22 protein-coding genes are annotated in these 21,514 nt (G+C 63.3%); 5 read left to right on the top strand and 17 right to left on the bottom strand.

All coding sequences use genetic code 11. The annotated features are described in order from the left end of the window. Window positions 1-1,766 (top strand): heavy metal translocating P-type ATPase (locus RDM88_RS01730; RefSeq protein WP_308752608.1); only part of this gene is annotated, 1,766 nt, incomplete at its 5' end. 161 nt (window positions 1,767-1,927) lie between these two features. Here RDM88_RS01730 and RDM88_RS01725 read toward each other — a convergent pair. Then, window positions 1,928-2,113, bottom strand: a complete 186-nt coding sequence (locus RDM88_RS01725; protein ID WP_308752606.1) for a hypothetical protein — start codon at window positions 2,111-2,113, stop codon at window positions 1,928-1,930. A 178-nt stretch (window positions 2,114-2,291) separates the two neighbouring features. Between RDM88_RS01725 and RDM88_RS01720 the strand changes: the two genes are divergently transcribed. Continuing rightward, entirely contained in the window at window positions 2,292-2,858 is a 567-nt protein-coding gene (locus RDM88_RS01720) for a DUF3795 domain-containing protein (RefSeq protein WP_308752604.1), read from the top strand. A 91-nt stretch (window positions 2,859-2,949) separates the two neighbouring features. Here the strand turns inward: RDM88_RS01720 and RDM88_RS01715 are convergent, their stop codons facing one another. The 4 genes from RDM88_RS01715 to RDM88_RS01700 all read right to left on the bottom strand — a co-directional run bounded on the left by RDM88_RS01715 (window position 2,950) and on the right by RDM88_RS01700 (window position 5,908). Further along, window positions 2,950-3,117, bottom strand: a complete 168-nt coding sequence (locus tag RDM88_RS01715) for a FeoB-associated Cys-rich membrane protein (protein WP_308752602.1) — start codon at window positions 3,115-3,117, stop codon at window positions 2,950-2,952. 80 nt (window positions 3,118-3,197) lie between these two features. Next, a complete protein-coding gene (gene feoB / locus RDM88_RS01710; RefSeq protein WP_308752600.1) occupies window positions 3,198-5,357 on the bottom strand; it encodes a ferrous iron transport protein B in 2,160 nt (719 codons plus the stop codon). A 108-nt stretch (window positions 5,358-5,465) separates the two neighbouring features. Next, entirely contained in the window at window positions 5,466-5,687 is a 222-nt protein-coding gene (locus RDM88_RS01705) for a FeoA family protein (RefSeq protein WP_308752598.1), read from the bottom strand. 11 nt (window positions 5,688-5,698) lie between these two features. Then, window positions 5,699-5,908, bottom strand: a complete 210-nt coding sequence (locus RDM88_RS01700; RefSeq protein ID WP_308752596.1) for a FeoA family protein — start codon at window positions 5,906-5,908, stop codon at window positions 5,699-5,701. Window positions 5,909-6,157: 249 nt separating this feature from the next. Here RDM88_RS01700 and RDM88_RS01695 point away from each other — a divergent pair, with 249 nt between their 5' ends. From RDM88_RS01695 to RDM88_RS01685, 3 genes are all read left to right on the top strand, one after another. Further along, complete coding sequence (locus tag RDM88_RS01695; RefSeq protein WP_308752594.1) at window positions 6,158-6,532, top strand: metal-dependent transcriptional regulator; 375 nt, start codon at window positions 6,158-6,160, stop codon at window positions 6,530-6,532. Between the two features lie 132 nt (window positions 6,533-6,664). Then, complete coding sequence (locus RDM88_RS01690) at window positions 6,665-6,835, top strand: hypothetical protein (RefSeq protein WP_308752592.1); 171 nt, start codon at window positions 6,665-6,667, stop codon at window positions 6,833-6,835. Then, window positions 6,832-8,373, top strand: a complete 1,542-nt coding sequence (locus RDM88_RS01685; protein ID WP_308752590.1) for a recombinase family protein — start codon at window positions 6,832-6,834, stop codon at window positions 8,371-8,373. The genes RDM88_RS01690 and RDM88_RS01685 overlap by 4 nt, the downstream gene beginning before the upstream one ends. A gap of 84 nt (window positions 8,374-8,457) precedes the next feature. Here RDM88_RS01685 and RDM88_RS01680 read toward each other — a convergent pair whose 3' ends face one another. The 12 genes from RDM88_RS01680 to pdxA form a co-directional block, all read right to left on the bottom strand. After that, window positions 8,458-9,984 (bottom strand): FGGY-family carbohydrate kinase, encoded by a 1,527-nt coding sequence (locus RDM88_RS01680; protein WP_308752588.1) that lies wholly within the window; start codon window positions 9,982-9,984, stop codon window positions 8,458-8,460. Between the two features lie 91 nt (window positions 9,985-10,075). Then, window positions 10,076-10,966 (bottom strand): carbohydrate kinase family protein, encoded by an 891-nt coding sequence (locus RDM88_RS01675; protein WP_308752586.1) that lies wholly within the window; start codon window positions 10,964-10,966, stop codon window positions 10,076-10,078. A 13-nt stretch (window positions 10,967-10,979) separates the two neighbouring features. Next, a complete protein-coding gene (locus RDM88_RS01670) occupies window positions 10,980-11,645 on the bottom strand; it encodes an aspartate/glutamate racemase family protein (RefSeq protein ID WP_308752584.1) in 666 nt (221 codons plus the stop codon). A gap of 96 nt (window positions 11,646-11,741) precedes the next feature. Further along, window positions 11,742-12,920: a substrate-binding domain-containing protein gene (locus RDM88_RS01665; protein ID WP_308752582.1), complete on the bottom strand. Its 1,179-nt coding sequence runs from the start codon at window positions 12,918-12,920 to the stop codon at window positions 11,742-11,744. 68 nt (window positions 12,921-12,988) lie between these two features. Then, window positions 12,989-13,813 (bottom strand): TIM barrel protein, encoded by an 825-nt coding sequence (locus RDM88_RS01660; RefSeq protein WP_308752580.1) that lies wholly within the window; start codon window positions 13,811-13,813, stop codon window positions 12,989-12,991. 15 nt (window positions 13,814-13,828) lie between these two features. Beyond that, window positions 13,829-14,845 (bottom strand): alcohol dehydrogenase catalytic domain-containing protein, encoded by a 1,017-nt coding sequence (locus RDM88_RS01655; protein ID WP_308752578.1) that lies wholly within the window; start codon window positions 14,843-14,845, stop codon window positions 13,829-13,831. Between the two features lie 30 nt (window positions 14,846-14,875). Next, window positions 14,876-16,051, bottom strand: a complete 1,176-nt coding sequence (locus RDM88_RS01650; protein ID WP_308752576.1) for a serine hydrolase domain-containing protein — start codon at window positions 16,049-16,051, stop codon at window positions 14,876-14,878. A 28-nt stretch (window positions 16,052-16,079) separates the two neighbouring features. Then, complete coding sequence (locus RDM88_RS01645; RefSeq protein ID WP_308752574.1) at window positions 16,080-16,937, bottom strand: TIM barrel protein; 858 nt, start codon at window positions 16,935-16,937, stop codon at window positions 16,080-16,082. Between the two features lie 23 nt (window positions 16,938-16,960). Continuing rightward, window positions 16,961-17,920, bottom strand: coding sequence for an ABC transporter permease (locus RDM88_RS01640; RefSeq protein WP_308752572.1), 960 nt, complete (start codon window positions 17,918-17,920; stop codon window positions 16,961-16,963). Then, window positions 17,904-19,394, bottom strand: coding sequence for a sugar ABC transporter ATP-binding protein (locus RDM88_RS01635; protein ID WP_308752570.1), 1,491 nt, complete (start codon window positions 19,392-19,394; stop codon window positions 17,904-17,906). The genes RDM88_RS01640 and RDM88_RS01635 overlap by 17 nt, the downstream gene beginning before the upstream one ends. 45 nt (window positions 19,395-19,439) lie before the next feature. Continuing rightward, a complete protein-coding gene (locus RDM88_RS01630) occupies window positions 19,440-20,291 on the bottom strand; it encodes a sugar phosphate isomerase/epimerase family protein (protein WP_308752568.1) in 852 nt (283 codons plus the stop codon). Continuing rightward, window positions 20,288-21,370, bottom strand: coding sequence for a 4-hydroxythreonine-4-phosphate dehydrogenase PdxA (gene pdxA, locus RDM88_RS01625; protein WP_308752566.1), 1,083 nt, complete (start codon window positions 21,368-21,370; stop codon window positions 20,288-20,290). The genes RDM88_RS01630 and pdxA overlap by 4 nt, the downstream gene beginning before the upstream one ends. Window positions 21,371-21,514 lie beyond the last annotated feature (144 nt).

Here is a 21,514-nt window from a genome sequence, read left to right as displayed (position 1 = left end):
GCGTCCTCCGGCTCGCCCTCTTTCTCCTGCCCTACTTCGTCATCGGCGGCGACGTGCTCCTGCGCGCGCTGCGCAACATCGCGCGCGGGCAGGTGTTCGACGAGAATTTCCTGATGGCGGTCGCCACGGTGGGCGCCTTTTTCGTGGGCGAGTACCCCGAAGGGGTCGCCGTCATGCTCTTCTATCAGGTGGGCGAGCTCTTCCAGAGCTACGCGGTCGGGCGCTCGCGCCAGTCGATCTCCGCCCTGATGGACATCCGCCCCGACTATGCCAACGTCCGCCGGGGCGGCGAGCTTGTGCGGGTCGACCCCGAGGAGGTCGCCGTCGGCGACCTGATCGTCGTGAAGCCGGGCGAGCGGGTGCCGCTCGACGGCGTGATCACCGAGGGCAGCTCCACGCTCGACACCGCCGCGCTCACCGGCGAATCCCTCCCCCGCGACGCCGCGCCCGGCGACGCGGTCATCAGCGGGTGCATCAACCTGAGCGGCCTGCTCACCGTCCGCGTCTCCCGCGTCTACGGGGAATCGACCGTCGCCAAAATCCTCGATCTCGTCGAGAACGCGAGCGGCAAAAAGGCGAAGGCGGAAAACTTCATCACCCGCTTCGCCCGCTGGTACACCCCCGCCGTCGTCATCGGCGCGGCCCTGCTCGCGGTCGTCCCGCCGCTCGTCACCGGCGGTTCCTTCTCGATGTGGGTCCACCGCGCGCTCATCTTCCTGGTCATCTCCTGCCCCTGCGCGCTCGTCATCTCGGTGCCGCTGAGCTTTTTCGGCGGCATCGGCGGGGCGTCCAAATGCGGCATCCTCGTCAAGGGCAGCAACTACCTTGAGACGCTCGCCGGGACCGAGACGGTCGTCTTCGACAAGACCGGCACCCTCACCAAGGGATCCTTCCAGGTCACGGCGGTGCATCCCGACGAGATTTCCGAGGACCGGCTGCTCGAGCTGGCGGCCCTCGCCGAGAGCTATTCAAGCCATCCGATCGCCCTTTCCCTGCGGGCGGCCTACGGGAAGGAGCCCGACGAGGCCCGCGTCGCCGGCGTGGAGGAAATTTCCGGCCGGGGCGTGAGGGCCGCGGTCGACGGGCGCAGGGTCTCCGCCGGAAACGGAAAGCTGATGGACGACTCAGGCGCCGTATGGCACGACTGCCACCTGCCCGGCACGATCGTCCACGTCGCCGTGGACGGGGAATACGCGGGGCACATCGTGATCTCCGACGAGGTCAAGGAGGACGCCCGCGAGGCGGTCTCCGCCCTGCGCGGGGCCGGCGTGCACAAAACGGTGATGCTCACCGGGGACGCCGAGCCGGTCGCCGCCCAGGTGGCGAAGGACCTCGGCCTAGACGAATACCACGCGGGTCTGCTCCCCGCCGACAAGGTCGACCGGATGGAGCGCCTGCTCGCGGAAAAATCCCCGCGCGGCGTGCTCGCCTTTGTGGGGGACGGCATCAACGACGCGCCCGTGCTCTCCCGCGCCGACGTCGGCATCGCGATGGGCGGGCTCGGCTCCGACGCGGCCATCGAGGCCGCCGACGTGGTCATCATGGACGACCGCCCCTCCAAGCTCGCGACCGCGATCAAAATCTCCCGCCGGACGCTATCCATCGTGCGGCAGAACATCGTCTTCGCGCTCGCCGTCAAGGCGCTCGTGCTCCTGCTCGGCGCGATGGGCGACGCAAACATGTGGGAGGCCGTCTTCGCCGACGTGGGCGTTTCGGTGATCGCCATCCTCAACGCCACCCGCGCGCTGAACGTCAAAAACCTCTGACGTTTCCTCTCCCGGATTCCCGGGGGCCCTGAACGGTTTTTCAAAAACCGTTCAGGGCCCTTTCGCGCGCCGCGCGGGAATGAACCAAATCCCCCAAAAACGAATACCATGAAGTAATCATCGTTTTAGGAGGATTTTTTATGAATCATACCGCGGAACCCTTACACTTCTTCCTCGGAGCGAACACGCCGCAGGGGTTCGTTTCGCGTTTTGACCAGCTCGCCGACCCTGCGGGCGGGTGGCGTGAATTCGTCATAAAGGGCGGCCCCGGGACGGGAAAATCCACGCTGATGAAGCGCGTCGCCGCCGCCGCCGAGGGCCGCTGTGAACAGGTCGAGCTGATCCACTGCTCCTCCGACGCGGATTCGCTCGACGGGGTCATCCTGCACGACGTGAAGACCTCGATTGCTGATGGCACCTCCCCCCATGCGGGCGTTCCCAATCCAATCAATTTGACATCGGGCCGCGGGCGCGGTAAACTGGCATCAGTACGCCCGACGCCCAAACCATATCGGAGGTGCCCGGATGAAGGATTACCGGCGGCAGTATCCCTCTTTTTCCCTCTGCGGCCTCTTTTGCGGCCTCTGCCCCATCCACCATATGGAGAACGGCTGTCCCGGCTGCGGCGGCGGGGAGGGGCACCAGCCCTGCGCGGTCATCCGGTGCGGCCGGGAGCACGGCGGGGTCGAATTCTGCTGCGACTGTCCCGCCTACCCCTGCGAACGCTATCTCGAGCCTCCTCCCTACGACCTCCTCCTGCCCTCCCGGAATACCCGCCGGGACCTGGACAGGCTGAAGGCGGAGGGCCTGCCCGCCTTCCGGGCGGAGCTCGACGAAAAGGCCGCCATCCTGCGGGAGCTGCTGGCGCGCTTTAACGACGGGCGGCGCAAGACCTTCTTCTGCGTCGCCGTGAACCTCCTCCCGCTTTCCGACGTCCGCCGCGTCATGGAGCGGCTCGCGGCGGAGGAGGCGGCCCCCGGCGGTCCCCAAGACCTGAAGGCCCGGGCCGGGCTGGCCGCGGACCTCTTCCGGCAGGCCGCGTCGGACGGCGGGATCGACCTGAAGCTGCACAGAAAGCCCCGGCAAAAATAGCCCGTAAAACCGCCGCCCCGACGCGAACGCGTCGGGGCGGCGGTTTTTGGAGGTGATGTGCACGATGTGAGCGATGTTTCAACAGAGGGGCTCAGCGTCCGTCATGGCCGGGAGGCGCCGTGTGCCCGCAGTGGCAGCCTGCATGGCTCTTGCAGGCGGAGCACCCGACGCACTCGCCGTTCTTTGCCTTGCGCACCGCGTACCGTACCGCGCAGAAGGCCGCCAGCAGGATCATGCCCAAGATCACCCAGGTAACCATAAGAGTCCTCGCTTTCCGCCGCGTCGGTGGATTCCTCCGCCCTCCCGCGCGGCTGGAGAGGGCGGAGGCGTTTGGTTTTGTCAGGCGCCCGCGCCGACCGCCGCGGGCCTGCGCATCCTCTTATCGGGGTTGTAACTGCGGAAGAGCAGGTAGAGCAGGGCGGCCACGCAGCAGAGCGCGAGCACCTGTCCGGCCCCGAACGGCACACCGTAGAAGAACGCCCCGCCGAGCTGGTTGATGATGAAAGCCATGACGTACGCCATCCCGGTCATGTAACCGATCGCAAACCAGGTCCATTTCGCGCTCATCATCTCCCTGCGGATCGCGCCGATCGCGGCGAAGCAGGGGGCGCAGGTCAGGTTGAAGACCATGAAGGCCAGGGCGCTCGCGCTCGTCGCGAAGAGGGCGGGCAGGGATGCCAGCAGCGCCGGGTCGTCCTCACCGACCTCCCCGAGTCCGAACAGCACGCCGAAGGTGCCGACGACATTCTCCTTCGCCACCAGGCCGGAGACGCTCGCCACGGCCGCCTGCCAGTTGCCGAAGCCCAGCGGGGCGAAGATCGGGGCGAGCAGATTGCCGATCGCCGCGAGCATGCTCGCGTTCTCATCGTCCACCATACCGAAGCCGCCGGCCGTGAAGCCGAAGTTCTGGAGGAACCAGATCACGCCGCACGCCACGAAGATGACGGTGCCGGCCTTGATGATGAACGCCTTGCCGCGCTCCCACATGTGGATCAGCACGCCCTTGGGCGCCGGGAAGTGGTACTGCGGAAGCTCCATGACGAAGGGGGCGGGGTCGCCCGCGAACAGCTTCGTCTTTTTGAGGATGACGCCCGAGATGATGACCATGAAGATGCCGAAAAAGTAGGTTGCCGGGGCCATCCAGGTGATCTCCGTGAAGACCGAGCCGGCGATCAGCGCGATGATCGGCAGCTTCGCGCCGCAGGGGATGAAGGTGGTCGTCATGATCGTCATGCGGCGGTCCTTCTCGTTTTCGATCGTGCGGGTCGCCATGATTCCCGGCACGCCGCAGCCGGAGGAGATCAGCATCGGGATGAACGACTTGCCCGAGAGGCCGAATTTGCGGAAGATTCGGTCCATGATGAAGGCCACGCGCGCCATATAGCCGCAGTCCTCGAGGATGGAGAGGAAGAAGAAGAGGATGAACATCTGCGGGACGAACCCGAGCACCGCGCCCACGCCGCCGATGATGCCGTCCACCACGAGGCCGTTAAGCCATCCGGCGGCGCCGGCCGCTTCGAGCCAGCCGCCGACGAGAGGCTGGATTGTCTCCGCGAAGAGGGTGTCGTTGGTCCAGTCGGTGGCGATGGCGCCCAGCCAGCTGACCGACACATAGTAGACGACGAACATGACCGCCGCGAAGATCGGCAGGGCCAGCCAGCGGTTGGTGACCACCTTGTCGATCCTGTCCGACGTGGTCATGCCGGCGTTCTTTTTATGTACGCAGTCTTTCATCAGCCCGGCGATGTACCGGTAACGCTCATTGGTGATGATGCTCTCGCTGTCGTCGTCGAACTGCTTTTCACAGTCGGAGACGACCGTCTCTAGGTTCACCTTCACGTCCGCAGGGAGCTGGAGCTGCTCAAGCACCTTCGCATCCCGCTCGAACAGCTTGATGCTGTACCACCGGGCGTTCTCCGCCGGGACGAGCTCCCCGGCCAGCTCCCGGATCCGTGCCAGCGCGTCCTCCACGGGCCCCGAGAAGGTGTGCTGCGGCTGGGTTCCGACCCCCGCCTTCGCCATCTGAACCGCGCGGTCGGCCGCCTCTTTCGAGCCGATGCCCCTGACCGCCGAAGTCTCGATCACCTCGCAGCCGAGCTCCTCCGTCAGCTTCCGGGTATCGATCCGGTCGCCGTTCTTTTTGACGATGTCCATCATGTTCAGCGCGATGATCACCGGGATGCCCATCTCGGTCAACTGGGTGGTCAGGTAAAGGTTTCGCTCGATGTTCGAGCCGTCCACGAGGTTGATGATGACGTCGGGGCGCTCGTTCATGATGTAGTCCCGGGTGACGACCTCCTCGAGCGTATAGGGAGAAAGCGAGTAGATGCCGGGAAGGTCGGTGACGATCACGTCCTTATGCCCCCGGAGCTTTCCCTCCTTCTTTTCGACCGTAACGCCCGGCCAGTTTCCCACATACTGGCTCGAACCGGTCAGGTCGTTGAACATCGTCGTCTTGCCGCAGTTCGGATTGCCTGCGAGCGCAAGCTTGATTGCCATTTCCGTTTACCCCCTCTGCGGGTTTCCCCGCTGGCTTGTAAATCTTATGTTAGCAATAACTAACTGTGACGCCAAAAAAAATGCGGCCGCGCCGCCGGTTCCTCCCGCCTATTCGACGAGGATGTTTTCCGCCTCGTTCTTGCGGATGGACAGCTCGTATCCGCGGATGGTGATCTCCACCGGATCGCCCAGCGGCGCCACCTTGCGCACAAAGACGGGGGTCCCCCTGGTGATGCCCATATCCATGATCCGCCGCTTGAGCGCCCCCTCGCCGCCCAGCCTGGCGACGGTCACCGTTTCTCCGCATTTGGCCTCTTTGAGTGTTTTCATACCGGTCCTCCTCAAACCATGATTTTGCTTGCCATCGCCCTGCTCAGGGCAATCCGGGTGTCCTTCACATTGACGATCAGGCTGCCGCCCATCTCCGAAACGATTGTGACGTTTCCGCCTTCCACAAAGCCGAGGCTCTCCAGAAAACGCCGGGTTTCTTCCTTCCCATGGATTTCCCTGACGATCGCCCGTTCGCCTGTCCGTGCCATCGTTAACGGCATCTCCGCTGTTCTCCTTTCTTTTATTTCGCTATGCGGGCGGCCCCGCCCGGCATGCAGTTAGTTTTGTCTAACCTTTTACGGGCTTAGTTTACCATTGCTAACCTATTTTGTCAATCCTTTGACGAAAAAATTTTCCCGCCTTGCACGTAAAAAGGAACTGTGTTAGAATAAGCGCAGACGAAAGGAAATAAATCTGTGGAGTTCCCACAAATTTGTTTCCTCAGGCCAACAACAGCGAGGGAGATTACCATGCGTATTCAAGAGTCCGCGGAAAATTACCTGGAAGCGATCCTGGTCTTAAAAAAGAAGGCGGGCGCGGTCCGTTCGATCGACGTGGCGCGCCACATGAACTTTACCAAGCCGAGCGTGAGCCGGGCCATGAGCCTCTTCCGCGAGAACGGCTATATCACGATGGATAAAGAGGGCTGGATCGAGCTGACCGCCGCGGGCCGTGAAATCGCCGAGCGCATCTACGAGCGCCACAGCTGCCTGACCGACTGGCTGACCGCGCTGGGCGTCTCCCCCGAAACCGCCGCGGCGGACGCCTGCCGGATGGAGCACGGCATCAGCGAGGAGACCTTCGGCAAGCTCCGGGAGCATATCCGGCGGTACACGGAAAAATAGCCCTCCCCTTCTCCTTCGGGGCGGCGAAGCATCGCCTTACATCGTCATCAGGGAAAGCGCCGGCCCTTTTTTCCGTTCGGGGACGGCATAGGGAGCGTTGTCCGCCTCATAGGCTGTGGTGAGGTGAAGCCTATGAAACCCGCCGTTTTCGTCGTCACCGAGACCTTTTGCTCCGCGTCCGGGCAGGCGCGGACGGAAGCCCTCCAGAAAGCGGTCGACCAGTATCTCGCCCGCGCCCTGCGCCGCGGGGAAACGCCCGCGCCGCCCGCCGGGCGGGAGGACGCGGGAGGCACGGAAGCATGACCTGCGCGATCTACTGCCGGCTCAGCCGGGAGGACGCGGAAAAGGTCCAGGAGAGCGAGAGCATCCAGAACCAGAAGGCGATGCTGGCCGCCTACGCCGCAAGCCAGGGCTGGGAGGTCGGCGCGGTCTACTGCGACGAGGACTATTCGGGCGCCGACCGGGACCGCCCCGGCTGGAACGCCATGCTCGCCGCCGCCGAGCGGCGGGAATTCCAGATCGTCCTCTGCAAGACGCAGTCCCGTTTCACGCGCGACATGGAGCTCGTAGAAAAGTACCTTCACGGGCTGTTCCCACTGTGGGGCATCCGGTTCGTGGCGGTGGTGGACCACGTCGACACCGACCTCAAGGGCGGCAAAAAGGCCCGCCAGATCAACGGGCTCATCAACGAGTGGTATCTCGAGGACCTGTCGGAGAACATCCGGGCGGTGTTTGCGCAAAAGCGCGGCGCGGGCAAATATCTCGGCAGCATCCCGGCCTACGGCTACCGAAAGGACCCCGCCGACCACAACCACCTTGTGATAGAACCGGAGGCGGCCGGGGCGGTCCGGACCATCTTCTCCCTCTGTCTGGAGGGATTCGGCAAGCAGAAGATCGCCGCCCTGCTCAACGAGCGGGGAATCCCCAGCCCCGCCGCCTACAGGCGTGCGCGCGGCTGGATCCGCAATGAAACCGGCGGCGGACTTTGGAACCGCACCACGGTGGGACGGATTCTGCGCAGCGAGCTCTATGTCGGCACGATGGTGCAGGGCGTCAAGCACCGGGTGAGCTACAAATCCAAGACGTGCGCCGCGGTCCCGAAGGAGGCATGGTGCCGTGTGGAGGGGACCCACGAGGCGATTGTCGACCGGGCGTCCTTCGACGCGGTTCAGGCGCTGCTCGACCGCCGCACCCGTTCCGGCGGGACGGGCGAGCCCCATCCGCTCGCCGGCATCGCGCGGTGCGCCGGCTGCGGCGGGCCGCTCGTCAAGGTGTCGCAGCTCTACAAGGGGAAGCGGCGCTCCTATCTGCAATGCGGGCTCTACGCCTCCTCGCGGTCATGCCCGCGCTGCACCCGCCATTCGGTCCGCCTCGACGCGCTTACCGGCGTCGTGGAGGAACGCATCCGCATGCTCGTGCGCGCCCGCTACCGGCTTTCCCACCCCGAACGGCTGCTGCCCCCCGGCGAAGCGGAGGGCAGCCTCCGCCGGGAGCGGGCGGAGGCGCAGGACCTGCGAAACCAGATTGCCCGGCGTATGGACGCGCTGCGCGCGCTCTACCTCGACCGGGTGGACGGTCTCATCGGGCGGGAGGAATTTTCCGGGATGAGCGCGCGCTTCCGGGAGGAGCGGCAGGCGCTCGAGGCACGGCTGGACGCGCTGGAAGCCCGGATGCGGGAGGCCCCCCCGGAGCCGCCCGGCCGTCTGGCGGAACGGGCGGAAGCGCTCCTGCGGCTCGAACCCATGCCGCGCGAGCTGATCGCGCTGCTCGTCGACTCCGTCTCGGTCGGCGAGCGACAGCCTGACGGAACCCAGGAAGTCTCAATCCGCTGGCGGCTCTGACGCCCCCGCGCACGCTTTCTACCGGCAAAAACGGTCCCGTGCCCTCAAGGGGCGCGGGACCGTTTTTAGTGTGCCGCTCCGGTGTCAGCGGTTCAGGGCGGAAAGGGCTTTCAAGTCCGGAACGAGATGCTCGTAAGCCGAGCGATAAATTTTGTAGTATCCGTCATAGACCTTTTTTGTCCCGGGATCGGGGTGCACCCGCTCGCCGAGCACCTGCCAGGAGGCCGCGTCCTCATAGGTCAGCACTCCCGCGCCTACGCCGGCGAGGATCACGTCTCCCAAATTTGCCTCCACGTCTCTCTGCGGGGAAGTGACCGTGTGTCCCGTCACATCGGCGAGGATCTTCTTCCAGAGCTTCGATTTGGCCGCGCCGCCCGCGACCAGGATGCTCTCCCCGATTTCCGCCCCCGCGCTCTCCATCGTGTGCCGCAGGGAAAAGGCGACCGCTTCGAGCAGCGCGCGGTACACATGGGCGCGGGTGTGGCTGAGGGAGAGTCCCAGGATGACTCCCCGCGCGTCCGTATCCCAGACGGGGCTGCGCTCTCCCATAAAATAGGGCAGCGCGATCAGCCCCTCGCTCCCGGCGGGCAGCGTTTCCGCCTCCCGGTCGAGTATCCGGTAGGCGTTCTCCCCGCCTTCCGCCTCCACCTGTTTTTCCAGCCGCGCGAAATTGTCGCGGAACCACTTGATCAGCGCGCCCGCCGTCGCAGCGCCGCCAAACGAGTAGGAGAGCGTCTTTGCGTCCTTGACGTAGGGCATCTCAATGAGTCCGCGCCCGTTAAGCGGACGGTCGTGCACCAGCGCCGCGCACATCGACGTGCCGATCGCGGCCGCGTACTGTCCGGGTTCGAGGATTCCGAGTCCCAGCGTGGCGACGACGCAGTCGACGCCGCCCGCGCACACCGGCGTCCCGGGCAGCAGTCCCAGCTCGGCCGCCGCTTCCGCGGTGAGTCCCCCCACCACCTCGCTCGACTCCACAATCCGTTCGGGCATCATCCGCTTGGGGATTCCCATTGCCTCCAGCATCTCATCCGACCATTTCCGCTGCGTCTGGTCGAAAATCCCGCCGATATTGCCCGCGGACGAATAGTCGATTGCGACCTCCCCCGTGAGCTGGTATATCGCGTAGGCGTTCGGAGGCAGGAACAGCCGGATCCGTTCCCAGTTTTCCGGTTCGTTCTGCTTGATCCAGAGGATCTTCGTATACCCGTAGTAGGGATCGGTCCCATTGTGGGTGACCTCATAGACCCGCTCCCGGCCGATCTGCTCCGACACCCAGCGATCCTGCTCTCCGGCACGCCGGTCCATCCAGATGAGGCAGGGGCGCACCGGTTCCATCCGTTCGTCCAGCGGGATCCCGGACCCGCCGTAAAGGCCGCTGACGCAGATGCCCTTTACCGATTCCGCGGGGACCCCGGCCTTCCGCACGGCGCCCCGGATCGTCGCCCTGACCGCGTCGACCCACACCTGCGGCCGCTGCTCCGCCCAGAGGGCCCGCGGGGTCAGCAGGTCGTATTCCATGTAGTCGGAAGCCAGCAGGGCGCCCGACGTATCCATCACGATTGTCTTGGTGCCCGAGGTGCCGATGTCGGTTCCAATCAGACAGTTCATGCCGATTCCTCCTTGCCTTGTTCGCCGGACGGGAGGCGCGGCGCGCCATGCGTCTTCCGAAACGCCTCCAAAGCCATGCCGTCCCGCATTTTCAGAGATATTCTAAGACCGTCTCCAGCGTGGGAACCGCCGACTGTCCGCCCATGCCGCGGCAGGTCAGGCTCGCGAAGACGTTGGAAAACCACAGGCATTTTTGGATATCCCAGCCCTGTCCCCGGGCATAGAGGAACGCGCCGTGGAAGTTGTCGCCCGCCCCGGTCGTGTCGACGATAGGGATATCCAGCGCGCCGGCATGGTAGAGCGTCCGCCCGTCATAGGCGAACGACCCCGCCGCGCCCGCCGTCACGCAGGCGAATGCGGCGCCGTGCTCCACATAGTAGCGGCAGGCGTCCTCCGGGTCGAGCCCGAGGGTCTTCCGCGCAGTCGCCTGGTCGGGGATGAACAGGTCGCAGCAGGGGAGCAGCTCGTCGGTCACCTCCCGGCTCAGGTTGCCCCCGTCCACCGAAACCCCGATGCCCTCCCGCTTGCAGAAGCGCGCGACGTCCAGCATGAAGCCGGGGGCGAGCAGGCCCAGGTGCACCATCCCGGCGCTTTTGAGGACCTCGGGGTCGAGCATCTCAAAGGTGAGCCGCATGATGTTGCCCCCAAAATTGACGATGCTGCGCTTGCCGTCCTCCTCCACGAGGATGACGCTGATGGAGGAGTGCGCCTCCGGGATCGGGATGAGGTTCAGATATTCCATCCCGTGCTTTTGGAAATTCTGCGCAATGAACCTGCCCGTGCCGTCGTCGCCCACCGTCGTGATCACCCCGGCGGTCCCGCCGAGCGTATGGAAGGCGACCGCCGCGTTGCTTGAGACCCCGCCGCAGCAGCGGACAAAATCACCCGCGACAACCCGCTCGTCGCTGTCCGGAAGGCGGCTCACGCGCATCATCACATCTTCGGTGCTGTTGCCGATAAAGAGGCAGTCCAGCTGTTTCATCGTTTCGACCTCCTCAATCCCCCCGCCCCAAAACCGCCCGCAGCGATTCCACGCCGAGGCGCGGGCTGGTGAGAACCGGCTTTTGGATGTGCCCGAGCAGCGGGAGCAGGACGGTCATGCTTCCCTGCGCCAAAACGACCACGTCGTTTTCCCGCGCCGCCGCCTCGACCTCCCCGAGCACCATGGCGTTGTGCTTTTCCACATTTTTATGCTCGATCAGTTCCATCATGGCGCCCTGCACCAGCCGCCGGCTCAGGCGGATTTCCTTTCCCGCCTCCCGCGCCGCGCGTTCGATCAGCCGGCCGCTCGGCCCCACGGTGGACTCCACCGTGGCGACCAGCCCGATTTTTTTACCGAGCCGGACCGCCTCGCGCGCCATCGCCTCGTCAATCCTGACGACGGGGACGTCGACGAAGGGGGCGATCTGGTCCGCGACCTCTCCCACGCTCGAGCACTGGTTGAGGATCGCGTCCACGCCCAAAGACTGCGCGCTCTGATAGTAGGCATACATCCTGCGGCGCACGCCCGGCGTGGGGCCGCAGTTGGCGTTGACCTCCCTGATGAGGCTGTCGTCGATGATCTGGTGGATCCTCACGCCCGGAAGCAGCTCCGCGCAGAGCTGCGCCAGCTCCGCCGAGGAAACCGCGCTCGTCTGGATGATTGCCGCCGACTTTTCCATATCGTCGCCCTCCTTATTTCCTGGAAGCCGCGAAACATGCAGCCCACTCTGTCCCGTGGGCAAAGCGGGCTGCATGTTGTCGGGCTGTTTTTCCGTTTACCCCTTGAGAGCGTTCAGCACTTCCTCGGGGGCGTCCTTCGCATAAATTTCCTTCCACATATCGGCGACGTTGTCCTTGTTGACCTCGACCGGCTCAAGCACGATGTACTTGGGATAGTCATCGGTCACGCAGGCCAGAGCCGCGCTCAGCAGCTCGGCGCGGCCGACCCCGTAGGGCTGCTGCGCGCCCAGGCCCTTGATCATGCCGTCCTCGGCGATGATTCTGGCCACGTTCGTGCCAAGGTCGATGGTGGTGATGACGAAATCGTCATAGCCCATGCTCTTCGCGGAGGACATGACGCCCTCGGCCGGCACATCCCAGACGGCGAACGCGCCATCCAGATCGGGGTGCTTCGCGAAGACCGCGTCCGCCAGCTCGGAGACCTTGTTCGGGTCGGTGAAGCCCTCTTCGGTGACAATTTCAATCTCGGGGAAGTACTTGGTGATGTAGTCGCGGAAGCCGCCGGTGCGGCGGGGGATGGAGGGGCCGGTGGTGATAAAGGTGAAGATCGCTACCTTGCCCTTGCCGCCCAGCTCGCGGGCCATGATCTTGCCGGCCGCCACGCCGTTGCCGTAGGCGTCGGAGGTGGCGGAGCTGGTGTACTCGTCCTCCGCCAGGTCAACCGGGACGGCGTCGTTGAAGGAGGTCTTGATGCCCAGGCGGTTGACCTCTTTCCACATCTCGCCCATGGTGGTCTGGTCGCAGGGGTTGCAGATGATGATGTCGGGGTTGAGCGCCAGGACGTTTTCAAGGTCGACCGCCTGCTGCTCCGCCTTGAACTTCGCGTCGGTCGTGGCCACGATCTCGATGCCCAGCTCGTCGCAGGCGCTCTGCACGCCCGCCAGATGGGCCGCGGTGTAGTCGTCGCCCGAGGTGTGGTAGAGGATCGCGCAGGTCAGATTTTTTGCGCGGATGGCCTCTCTCTGCTCGTCGGTGATGACGATGTCGTTGATCGAGGCGGCCGCCTGGCCCATCTCGCCCAGCAGCTCCTCGGGCGGGGTGGGCATGTCGGGAAGCTCGATCTCCGCGGGCGCGGCGTCTTCAGCCGGCGCCGCGTCCTCAGCCGGCGCGGCAGGCGCGTCCGGCGCGGGCGCTGCCGCGGGCTCTCCCGCGCACCCGAAGAAGCAGGTCATAACCAGTGCCGTTGCCAAGAGTAATCCCAGAATCCGTTTCATATCTTTCCTCCTTATCCATCTTACCGCCTTCTCCCCTGCCGGGGAGAAGGCGGATTTGATTCCTCGTGTTATCCGCGGCTCTTAAAGTAATCGTTGATGTACTCCACCGAACGCTTGATGCCGTAATCCGGGTCGTCGCACGCGCCGTCGGCCGTCTCGATGGTGAAAAAGATATCGGGGTTCTTTTCGAGCAGCAGATCCATGATCTCGCGGATGCGCACCTTGCCCTCGCCCAGCAGGCGGAACTTTCCGTCGCCGTAGTCGCGGATATGGGCGTATTCAATGCGGTCGGCATATTTCTTGACGACTTCGAAGGGATCGCTGCCGCCAGCGGAGATGTGGGCGATGTCGGGGATGAGGTTGATCTTTGAAAGGCTCATCACCTTGTCGATCTGCTCGCCCGTCAGCACGGTCGTGCCCAGATGCGGGTGGTAGCCGGTCTTGATGCCGTGCTTTTTCGCGATGTCGTCCACCTGGTCAAGCGCCTTGGCGAGGTTCACGATGTCCTCCTCGCGCACGCCGCCGTGGCGGATGGCGCCGCCGCCGGTGATCATGAAGGGGATTTTCAGCTCCTCCAGCAGTCCGCAGAGCTCGTCGATCCGGTAGAGCTCCTCCTCCAGAAGGTCGGGGAAGATGAAGTTTCCGCCGGTGTAGACGCCGCAGATTTCCATATCAAAGTCCTTGAGGTCCTTGAGGAACTTCTCCTTGTCCGTGCGGTACCTTCTGGCGTTGCCCTCGAAGATCTCCGCGTAGCGCAGGCCGTTGGCGTGGATCTGCTCGAAGGAGGTGCGGTTGTCTTCAAAAATTTCATAGTAGAGGTCCTTCGCGGAGCAGACGCCGCCGCCGCTTCCGCCGCCGATCCCCCAGCTGTTTGTAGCGTATCCGATTTTCATATCAATTTCCTCCCGTCAGTCCATGAGGAAGACGACTTTTTCCGTCTCGTGGTTGTCAAACATCTTGAACGCCTTCTCCGCCTCTTCCAGCTTGAAGGTGTGGGAGACGAGCTTGGCAAGGGGAACCTTCCGGCTCTCGATCACGTGCAGGATTTCGGGATAGAGGAAGAGCGGGAAATACCAGTTGCCGAACACGTGGAGCTGCTTGCCGATGATGTGCTCGCGCGGGTCGATCGTCGCCTTGTGGTTCTCGCCCATGAAACCCATGCGGCCCATGACGCGGGTGGCCTCCAGCGCGGCGACCTGTCCCTTCTCGGTGCCCGAGAGGTCCATGCAGACGTCGGCGCCCTTGCCGCCGGTCAGCTCGCGGATCTTGGCGACGGCGTCCTCCTTGGTCACGTTGATGCAGACGTCCGCGCCCAGCTCCTTGGCCTTTTCGAGGCGCAGCTCAACCGCATCGCAGGCGATTACGAACGCGCCGCGCGCCTTCGCCGCCAGAACGCCGGCGCCGCCCATCGGGCCGATGCCGAAGATCGCAACGGTGTCGCTGCCGCTGACGCCCATCTTTTTCTGCGCGGCGTAGAGGCCGCCGAACGCGTCGGTCGAGGTTGCGGCCTCCAGGAAGCTCATGCTGTCGGGAATCTTCAGGCAGCACTCCTGCGGGACCACGATATACTCCGCGTCTCCGCCGTCCTGCTGGAAGCCGATGCACTTGAACTCGGGGCACTGCATCACATACCCGGACTGGCAGAACTCGCAGTGGCCGCAGCCCACCGCCAGATAGACCGCGACGCGGTCTCCCGGCGCGACGCTGGAAACGCTGCCGCCCACCGCCTCGACGACGCCCGCCGGCTCGTGGCCGGGGATATAGGGGGATTCCTTCGTGTCGTGGTAGAGATTCATATCGCTGCGGCAGATGCACGAAGCCTTGACCTTGACCAGCACCTCGTTCTCCTTCGGAGCGGGGATATCATATTCCCGGATCTCCAGTTTGCCGTTGCCGAGAAATGCGACGCCTTTCATTTTGCCCATGACAATACCTCCATTTTTATTTTGTTGAATTTAAAGCAGTCCATAGACCACGTTGCGAATCCTCGGGTGGCAGTACCCCTCCCGGTTGCCCGGCAGCAGCTGGTGCATATAGCAGATCGACAGCCGTTCCTCCGGGTCGGCCAGAAGCAGCGTTCCCGCCGCGCCCGCCCAGCTGAACTCCCCGGGCGTGCCCGCGGTGTTCGCCTCCGCCAGGTTCATCAGCGTTTTGACGCCGAGCCCGTAGCCATAGCCGGACATGAACTCCCATCCGTTTTTATGCGTGTCCCGGAAGTCCTTCAGCGCCTCCGGGCAGAGCTGGTTCTGCCGCATCAGGTCGATCGTCTTGCGCCCCAGGATGCGGACGCCCCGGTAGGTTCCGCCCATCGCGAGCATCTCCCCGAATTTTGAAAAGTCGCCCAGCGTGGAGAGGAGCCCCGCGCCGCCGCTTTCCAGCTGATAGGTCGGACGGAATTTAAATTCCTCCTCCCGGTTGGGGACCCTGGCGCCGTTTTCATACCGGTAGAGAACGGCAAGCCGCTCCTCCTGGTCCGGCCGCAGGAAGAAGGAGGTGTCCTTCATCCCCAGGGGGGTAAAGAATTCGTCCGTGAGGTATTCGCTGAATTTCTTGCCCGAGACCACCTCGATGACCGCCGCCAGCACGTCGTGGCTGACGCCGTAGTTCCAGCCGGCGCCCGGCTCGAACCGCAGCGGCACCCTCGAGGCGCGGCGGGCGAACTCCCTCAGGGGCATGCCGTCGCGGTTCACGTCGGTGATTATCGCCTTGACCGCCCGCTGGGTGGTGTTCAGGTCCCCATCGTAGGTGAGCCCCGAGGTCATCGTAACCAAATGCTTGAGACGCATGGGACTCCGCGCCGGGCGCAGACTCTCCATGTTGTTCCCCGTGTAGTGGCACACCAGCGAATCCTTAAACTCCGGAAGGTACTCGGACACCGGGTCGTCCAGCTGCACCAGCCCCCGTTCCAGCAGCAGCATAAACGCGGCGGCCGTCACAACCTTTGTGCAGGAGTAGGTGCGGTAAAGCGTGTCGGGACCGACCGGCCGGCCCGACTCGGCGTCCGCGCAGCCGCAGTAGCCCTCAAAGAGGCTCTCTCCATCCTTTGTCACCGACAGGGCGCACCCCGACGGTCCCGCGTCCATGGAGACAAACTGCTCCAAAAGCTTTTGCAGATTTGAAAAGCGATCCATTGCGCGCTCCTTTCCTCCGAAAACCGTCTCAAACAGCCAGCGTGCGGGTATAGGCCGCGGCAACCTCCCCGACCGCCTGCTCAAGCGGCATGGCGGCCAGGCGCCGCACCGGATCGCCGAGCGGCTCGCAGAGCACCGGCCCGTCGTATCCGTTTTGGGCGAAGAGGCCCACGATCTTTTTCGCGTCGATGACGCCCGTCGTCATCGGCATGGCGCGCACAAAGTCCTGCTGCGCGTCCCGCGCCACCCCGGCGATGCCGTCGTCGAGGTGGATGCAGAGCATCCTGTCGGTGTTCTGCGCCGCGAAGTAGACGTCGTCCCACCGGCCGCTGCCGCAGTACCAGTGATAGACGTCGAAGAGGAAGCCGATCTCCCTGCTGACCGCGCCCGCGATGGCCAGCACGCCCGCGATCGTATGTACGAAAAGATGCTTGTAGCTGTCGCGGATCGGCTTGGGGCCCAAAAACTCCAGGCCGTAGAACATCTCATGATCCTTCAGGACCTGGTGGACCTTCTCCATCCTGCGGACATGCCACTCGAAGTTTTCGTCGAACTCCCGCGTGTCGCTGCCCGACCAAATGTGGTTGTAGGAGCGCGTCAGGCCGATCCTGCCGCAGATGTCGCACCATCTCTTGAGGCGGTCAAGCCCCTTTTCAAACAGCGCGTCGTCCACCTGCTTGGCATAGAAGTCCTCCGCGAACGGCAGCGTTCCCCATTTGAGGCCGTAGTCCTTCATCATTTTGTCCGCTTCAATCGCCCGTCCCCCGTCGTCGAGCATCTCCGGGGAGATCGCCACGCCGCCGATTCCGTGCTTTGCAACCAGCGGAATGATCTCCTCGTAGGGGGTCTTCAGTCCCAGCATGACCGGGTCAAAAATCGTATACATAATCGTCCTCCCGTTTATGGATTTCAGCGTCTCCGTTTGACATTGCCCAGCGCCGTCGCCACGATGATAACCGTGCCGCGCACCATCATCTGCTGGCTGACGCTCATGCCCGCGATGACCAGGCCGTTGTCCACCATGCCCATGAGCAGCGCGCCGAAGAGCGCCCCGACGATGGAGGCCGCGCCTCCGTTCATGTTCGCGCCGCCGAGTACGGCCGCCGCGATGATGTTCATCTCGACGCCTTCGCCGTAGGCGTAATGCGCGGCCTCGAGGCGGCCCGCGTACATCAGGCCCGCAAAGGCGGCCAGCAGGCCGGTCATCAGCATCGCCTGCTTCTTGACCCGGTTCACGTTGATGCCGGAGTACTGGGCGGCCATCTGGTTGCCGCCGACTGCCAGCACCCGTTTGCCGAAGGAGGTTTTATTCAGAAGTATGTACATCACGACCAGGAAGACAAGGCTCCAGATGATGAGCACCGGTATTCCGAACAGCGTGCCGTTTCCAAAGACCCGGTTGAAGGATTTGCTGATGACCGGGACCGCGCTGTTATCGGCAATCCACATGGCCGTGCCCTTGATGATAATCTGCATGCCGATCGTGATCAGGAAGGCCGGCAGGCCGGTATAGACCAGCAGGTTTCCGTTGATCGTACCGATCACGAAGCCGACCGCCAAAGCTCCGATGACGCCCAGCACCACGCTTCCGGTCTCCCGGATGATGATGGCGGCGACCAGCCCGGAGAGCGCGGCATTCGGTCCGACTGTCAGGTCGATCTGGCCGCAGCCGATGACGAAGCACATGGCATAGGCCATGACCGCGACCATCGAGGTCTGCTTGACCACGTTGGTCAGGTTGCGCGGCGTCAGGAAGCCTTTGCCCTGGAAGAGGACCGCAAAGATGATGAACGCCGCCACAAAGGCGATATAGACGATATACTTCTGAATGGTAAAATCCTTTTTAAACTTCTCAATGCTGGATCGCATTCTGAAGGACCTCCTCTGATGCAATTTCTGCGTGGGTGAATTCCTCGATGAACGTTCCCTTTTTGATGATCAGGATCCGGTCGCAGACCGACATCAGCTCGGCCATTTCCGAGGAGACAAAGATCGCGCCGTTTCCCTGGTTTGCAAACGAGCGGATAATGCTGATCAATTCCTTTTTGGCCCCGATATCCACTCCCGCCGTCGGCTCGTCCAGAAGGAGGATTTTCATATCGGATTTCAGCCATTTCGCAATGACGATCTTCTGCTGATTTCCTCCCGAAAGCTGGGCGACGATCTTGTCGATCGAATCGGTTTTGATGTTCAGGTCCTCGATCGCTTCGTTGGTTACGCCGGCAATTTTGCCCTCGTCAAGCAACGGTCCCCTGTTCAGCTTGTTCAGGAAGGGAATGGTCAAATTGTCCTTAACGGAATGCATCAATACCAGGCCATGCGTCCTGCGGTCCTCCGGGACCAGCCCGATGCCCGCTTTGATCCCGTCGTTCACCGAGTTGATCCGCACCGGCTTGCCCTCGATTCGGATACTGCCCGATCTCAGCCTGCGGATTCCGAAAATGGTTTCCAGGATTTCCGAGCGCCCGCTGCTGAGCAGCCCCGCGATCCCGAGCACCTCCCCCTTATGGAGCGACAGGTTCACATGCTCGATCCAGTCGTTGACCGTCACATCCTGCAGCTCGAGCAGGGGTTCCTCGCCAAACTCGTGGTCCGGCGGCAGCCATTCGAACGAGGCGCTTTTGCTGCCCATCATGTTGGAGATAATCGCCTCCAGAGACAGCTCCTCCTTCTCCAGATGCGCAACGCGGCATCCGTCGCGCAGGATCGTCACGTCGTCGGCGATCTCAATGATTTCGTTCATGCGGTGCGAGATGTAGACGATTGAGATCCCCTGGCTCTGGAGGTTTCGGATGATGCCGAACAGCTTGACGACCTCGCTGTGGGTCAGCGAAGCGGTCGGCTCATCCATGACCAGAATCCGCGTGTTCCGCGCCAGCGCCTTGGTGATCTCCACCATCTGCTTCTGTCCCACGCTCAGGCTCGCGAGCGTTGCGTCGGGGTCGACCTTCACGTCGAGCTTTTCCAGAAGCTCTACCGCCTTCTGCCGCATCGCGCGGCGGTCGAGGAACTGGCCTCTTTTGATCTCGTTGTTCAAGAAAATGTTTTCGGTCACGCTCAGCGTCGGGACCCCGCTCATTTCCTGAAAGATCATGCTGATGCCGTTCGCCACGGCGTCGCCGTAGCTCTTCAGCTGGACCGGCTGGCCGTTCAGGATGATTTCTCCGTCGTCTTTTGTATAGACGCCGGTGAGGATCTTCATCAGCGTGCTTTTTCCGGCTCCGTTCCCGCCCACCAGCGCGTGCACCTTGCCCGCCTGGACGGAGAAATCCACGTTTACCAGCGCCGGAACGCCATAGAAGGATTTACAGATTCCCTTTAGCTCCAATAGATTGTTTTCCATTCGTTCGTCACCCTTCTCCTGTTCAAGCGGATGCCGTCCGCACGTTTACCGGTAGCCGCCGGCCCATACCTTCTCCTTCATGAACGCCACCGAAGCGGGAAAATCCGCCTCGTCCTTGATGCCATGCAGGATCATCGGGCCCTCGTAGCCGCAGGCGCGCAGCCGCTCCAAAAAGTAGTCGTAATCCACAATCCCGCGGCCCGGCGCGGTGCACGAGACGCCCGGCCCCTCTTTGATGTCCTTGCCGTGTGCCAGGATGATGTCCTTCTCCAGATAGTCGAAGGCCTCCTTGATCGTCTCCCGCACATACTGCCGGTAGGCCCTGCCTGGACCGAAGAGGTTCGCGCAGTCCATGATGATCTTGAGCCGCGGCGAACCGAAATGGTCCAGCAGGCGCCGGGAGGTCCGCGGCGAGTTCGTGCTGGTGCCTGGCTCCGTTTCCACGCCTAGGAACAAGTTGTACCGTCCCGCGATCTTCAGCAGTGCCTCCGTCGTGTCCAGCAGGTCGGAAAACGCCTCCTCCGTCGTGCTGTCCGGGTGGAACGCCCACATGTTGTCCGGATCGCGCGAACCGGTGCAGAGGGTGATCAGGTTGCAGCCCATCGGCTCGCAGGCCTGCGCGATCTGCTCAAAGCGCCGGATTCCCTCCTTGCGCACCGCTTTGTCCGGATGGATCATGTTGAAGGTCCCGTTGACCGCCCGGATGACGACGCCGTTGTGATCGGCCGCGTCGTGTATCCGCTGGACAAGCGCGTCGTCGATCCGTTCCGGTATCTGCACCCCGCAGGCGGACACAAAGTCGAACTGCACTTCGCCGAATCCATATCCCCGGACCGCCTGGAAGAGCTCCTCCACCGTTGGCCTTACGATCTCCTCCGTGTACATTCCCAGCTTCATTCTGATTCCTCCCGCCGGCCCCGAAGAGCCTGATTCCGTCCTGTATATGCCTCTGCGGAATGGCCGCACATCCGCGCCGCCATTTCGATTGCATCCAGCATGCTTTCCGGGTTTGCCCGGCCCTGTCCCGCGCGGTCAAATGCCGTTCCGTGGTCGACCGAGGTACGGATGAACGGCAGTCCGACCGTGGTGTTGACGCCGCTGACCGACTCGTATTCCTTCGTGACCGGGTCCATCCGGAAGCCCATCAGCTTTGCCGGGATGTGGCCCTGGTCGTGGTACATTGCGACCACCACGTCGTAGAGTCCGGAAACGGCCTTGGTGAACACCGTGTCGGGCGGGAGCGGGCCGTCCACGTCCAGCCCCGCCGCCGCGCAGCGCCTGACCGCCGGAATGATCACGTCCGCCTCCTCGGTACCGAACAGGCCGTTTTCCGAGCAGTGGGGATTGAGCCCCGCCACCGCGATGCGCGGCCTTGCGATTCCCATGCGGCGCATCACCTGGTCCGCCAGGCGGACGACCTCCTCGACCCGTTCCCGCGTGATCAGCTCGCACGCGCGCCGCATGGATACGTGGGTCGTCGCGTGGATGACCCGCAGCGCCGGGGTGGTGAGCAGCATGGCGTAGGATTTCGTTCCGGACAGCTCCGCAAATATTTCGGTGTGGCCCGCATAGGCGTAACCCGCCAGGTGCAGCGCCTCCTTGTTGATCGGCCCGGTCACCACCGCGTCCGCCTGTCCGCACAGCGCCAGATCGATCGCGCGTTTTATGTACTGGAAGGCGGCCTCCCCGGCCGCAGCCGAGACGGTCCCATATTTCCAGGAACCGTATGCCGGCACGCCCAGATTGAGCAGATTGAGCGTCCCGGGCGTCGGATCCGCCCCGGCGAACCCTTCGACCTCCCGGATGGGAAGCGAAAGTCCGCAGAAAGACATCGCGTCCTCAACCGCACGGCGCTCCCCGATCAAGACCGGCAGGCAGCATTCCGCGGGCTTTCCCGAGGCGATCGCCTTAACCGCCGTCTCCGCTCCGATCCCGGCAGGGTCTCCCATTGTGATTGCAATCCGCGGCAGATGCATGCCGAATCCCCCCAGATAGAATATTGTCTAAGATCATTTCACAAACGCATCCATTTCTTGTTCATGTTTATCCTAGCACAAGGTTTTCGTTCTGACAATACTCTTTTGGTTTAATTATGAAACATTTTTCATATCATTTTAACT

It is taken from the genome of uncultured Anaerotruncus sp., from assembly GCF_902490045.1.
GTDB lineage: Bacteria > Bacillota > Clostridia > Oscillospirales > Ruminococcaceae > Anaerotruncus.
The sequence above is the reverse complement of the archived record's forward strand: the minus strand, read 5'-3'. Positions and strand labels throughout refer to the sequence as shown.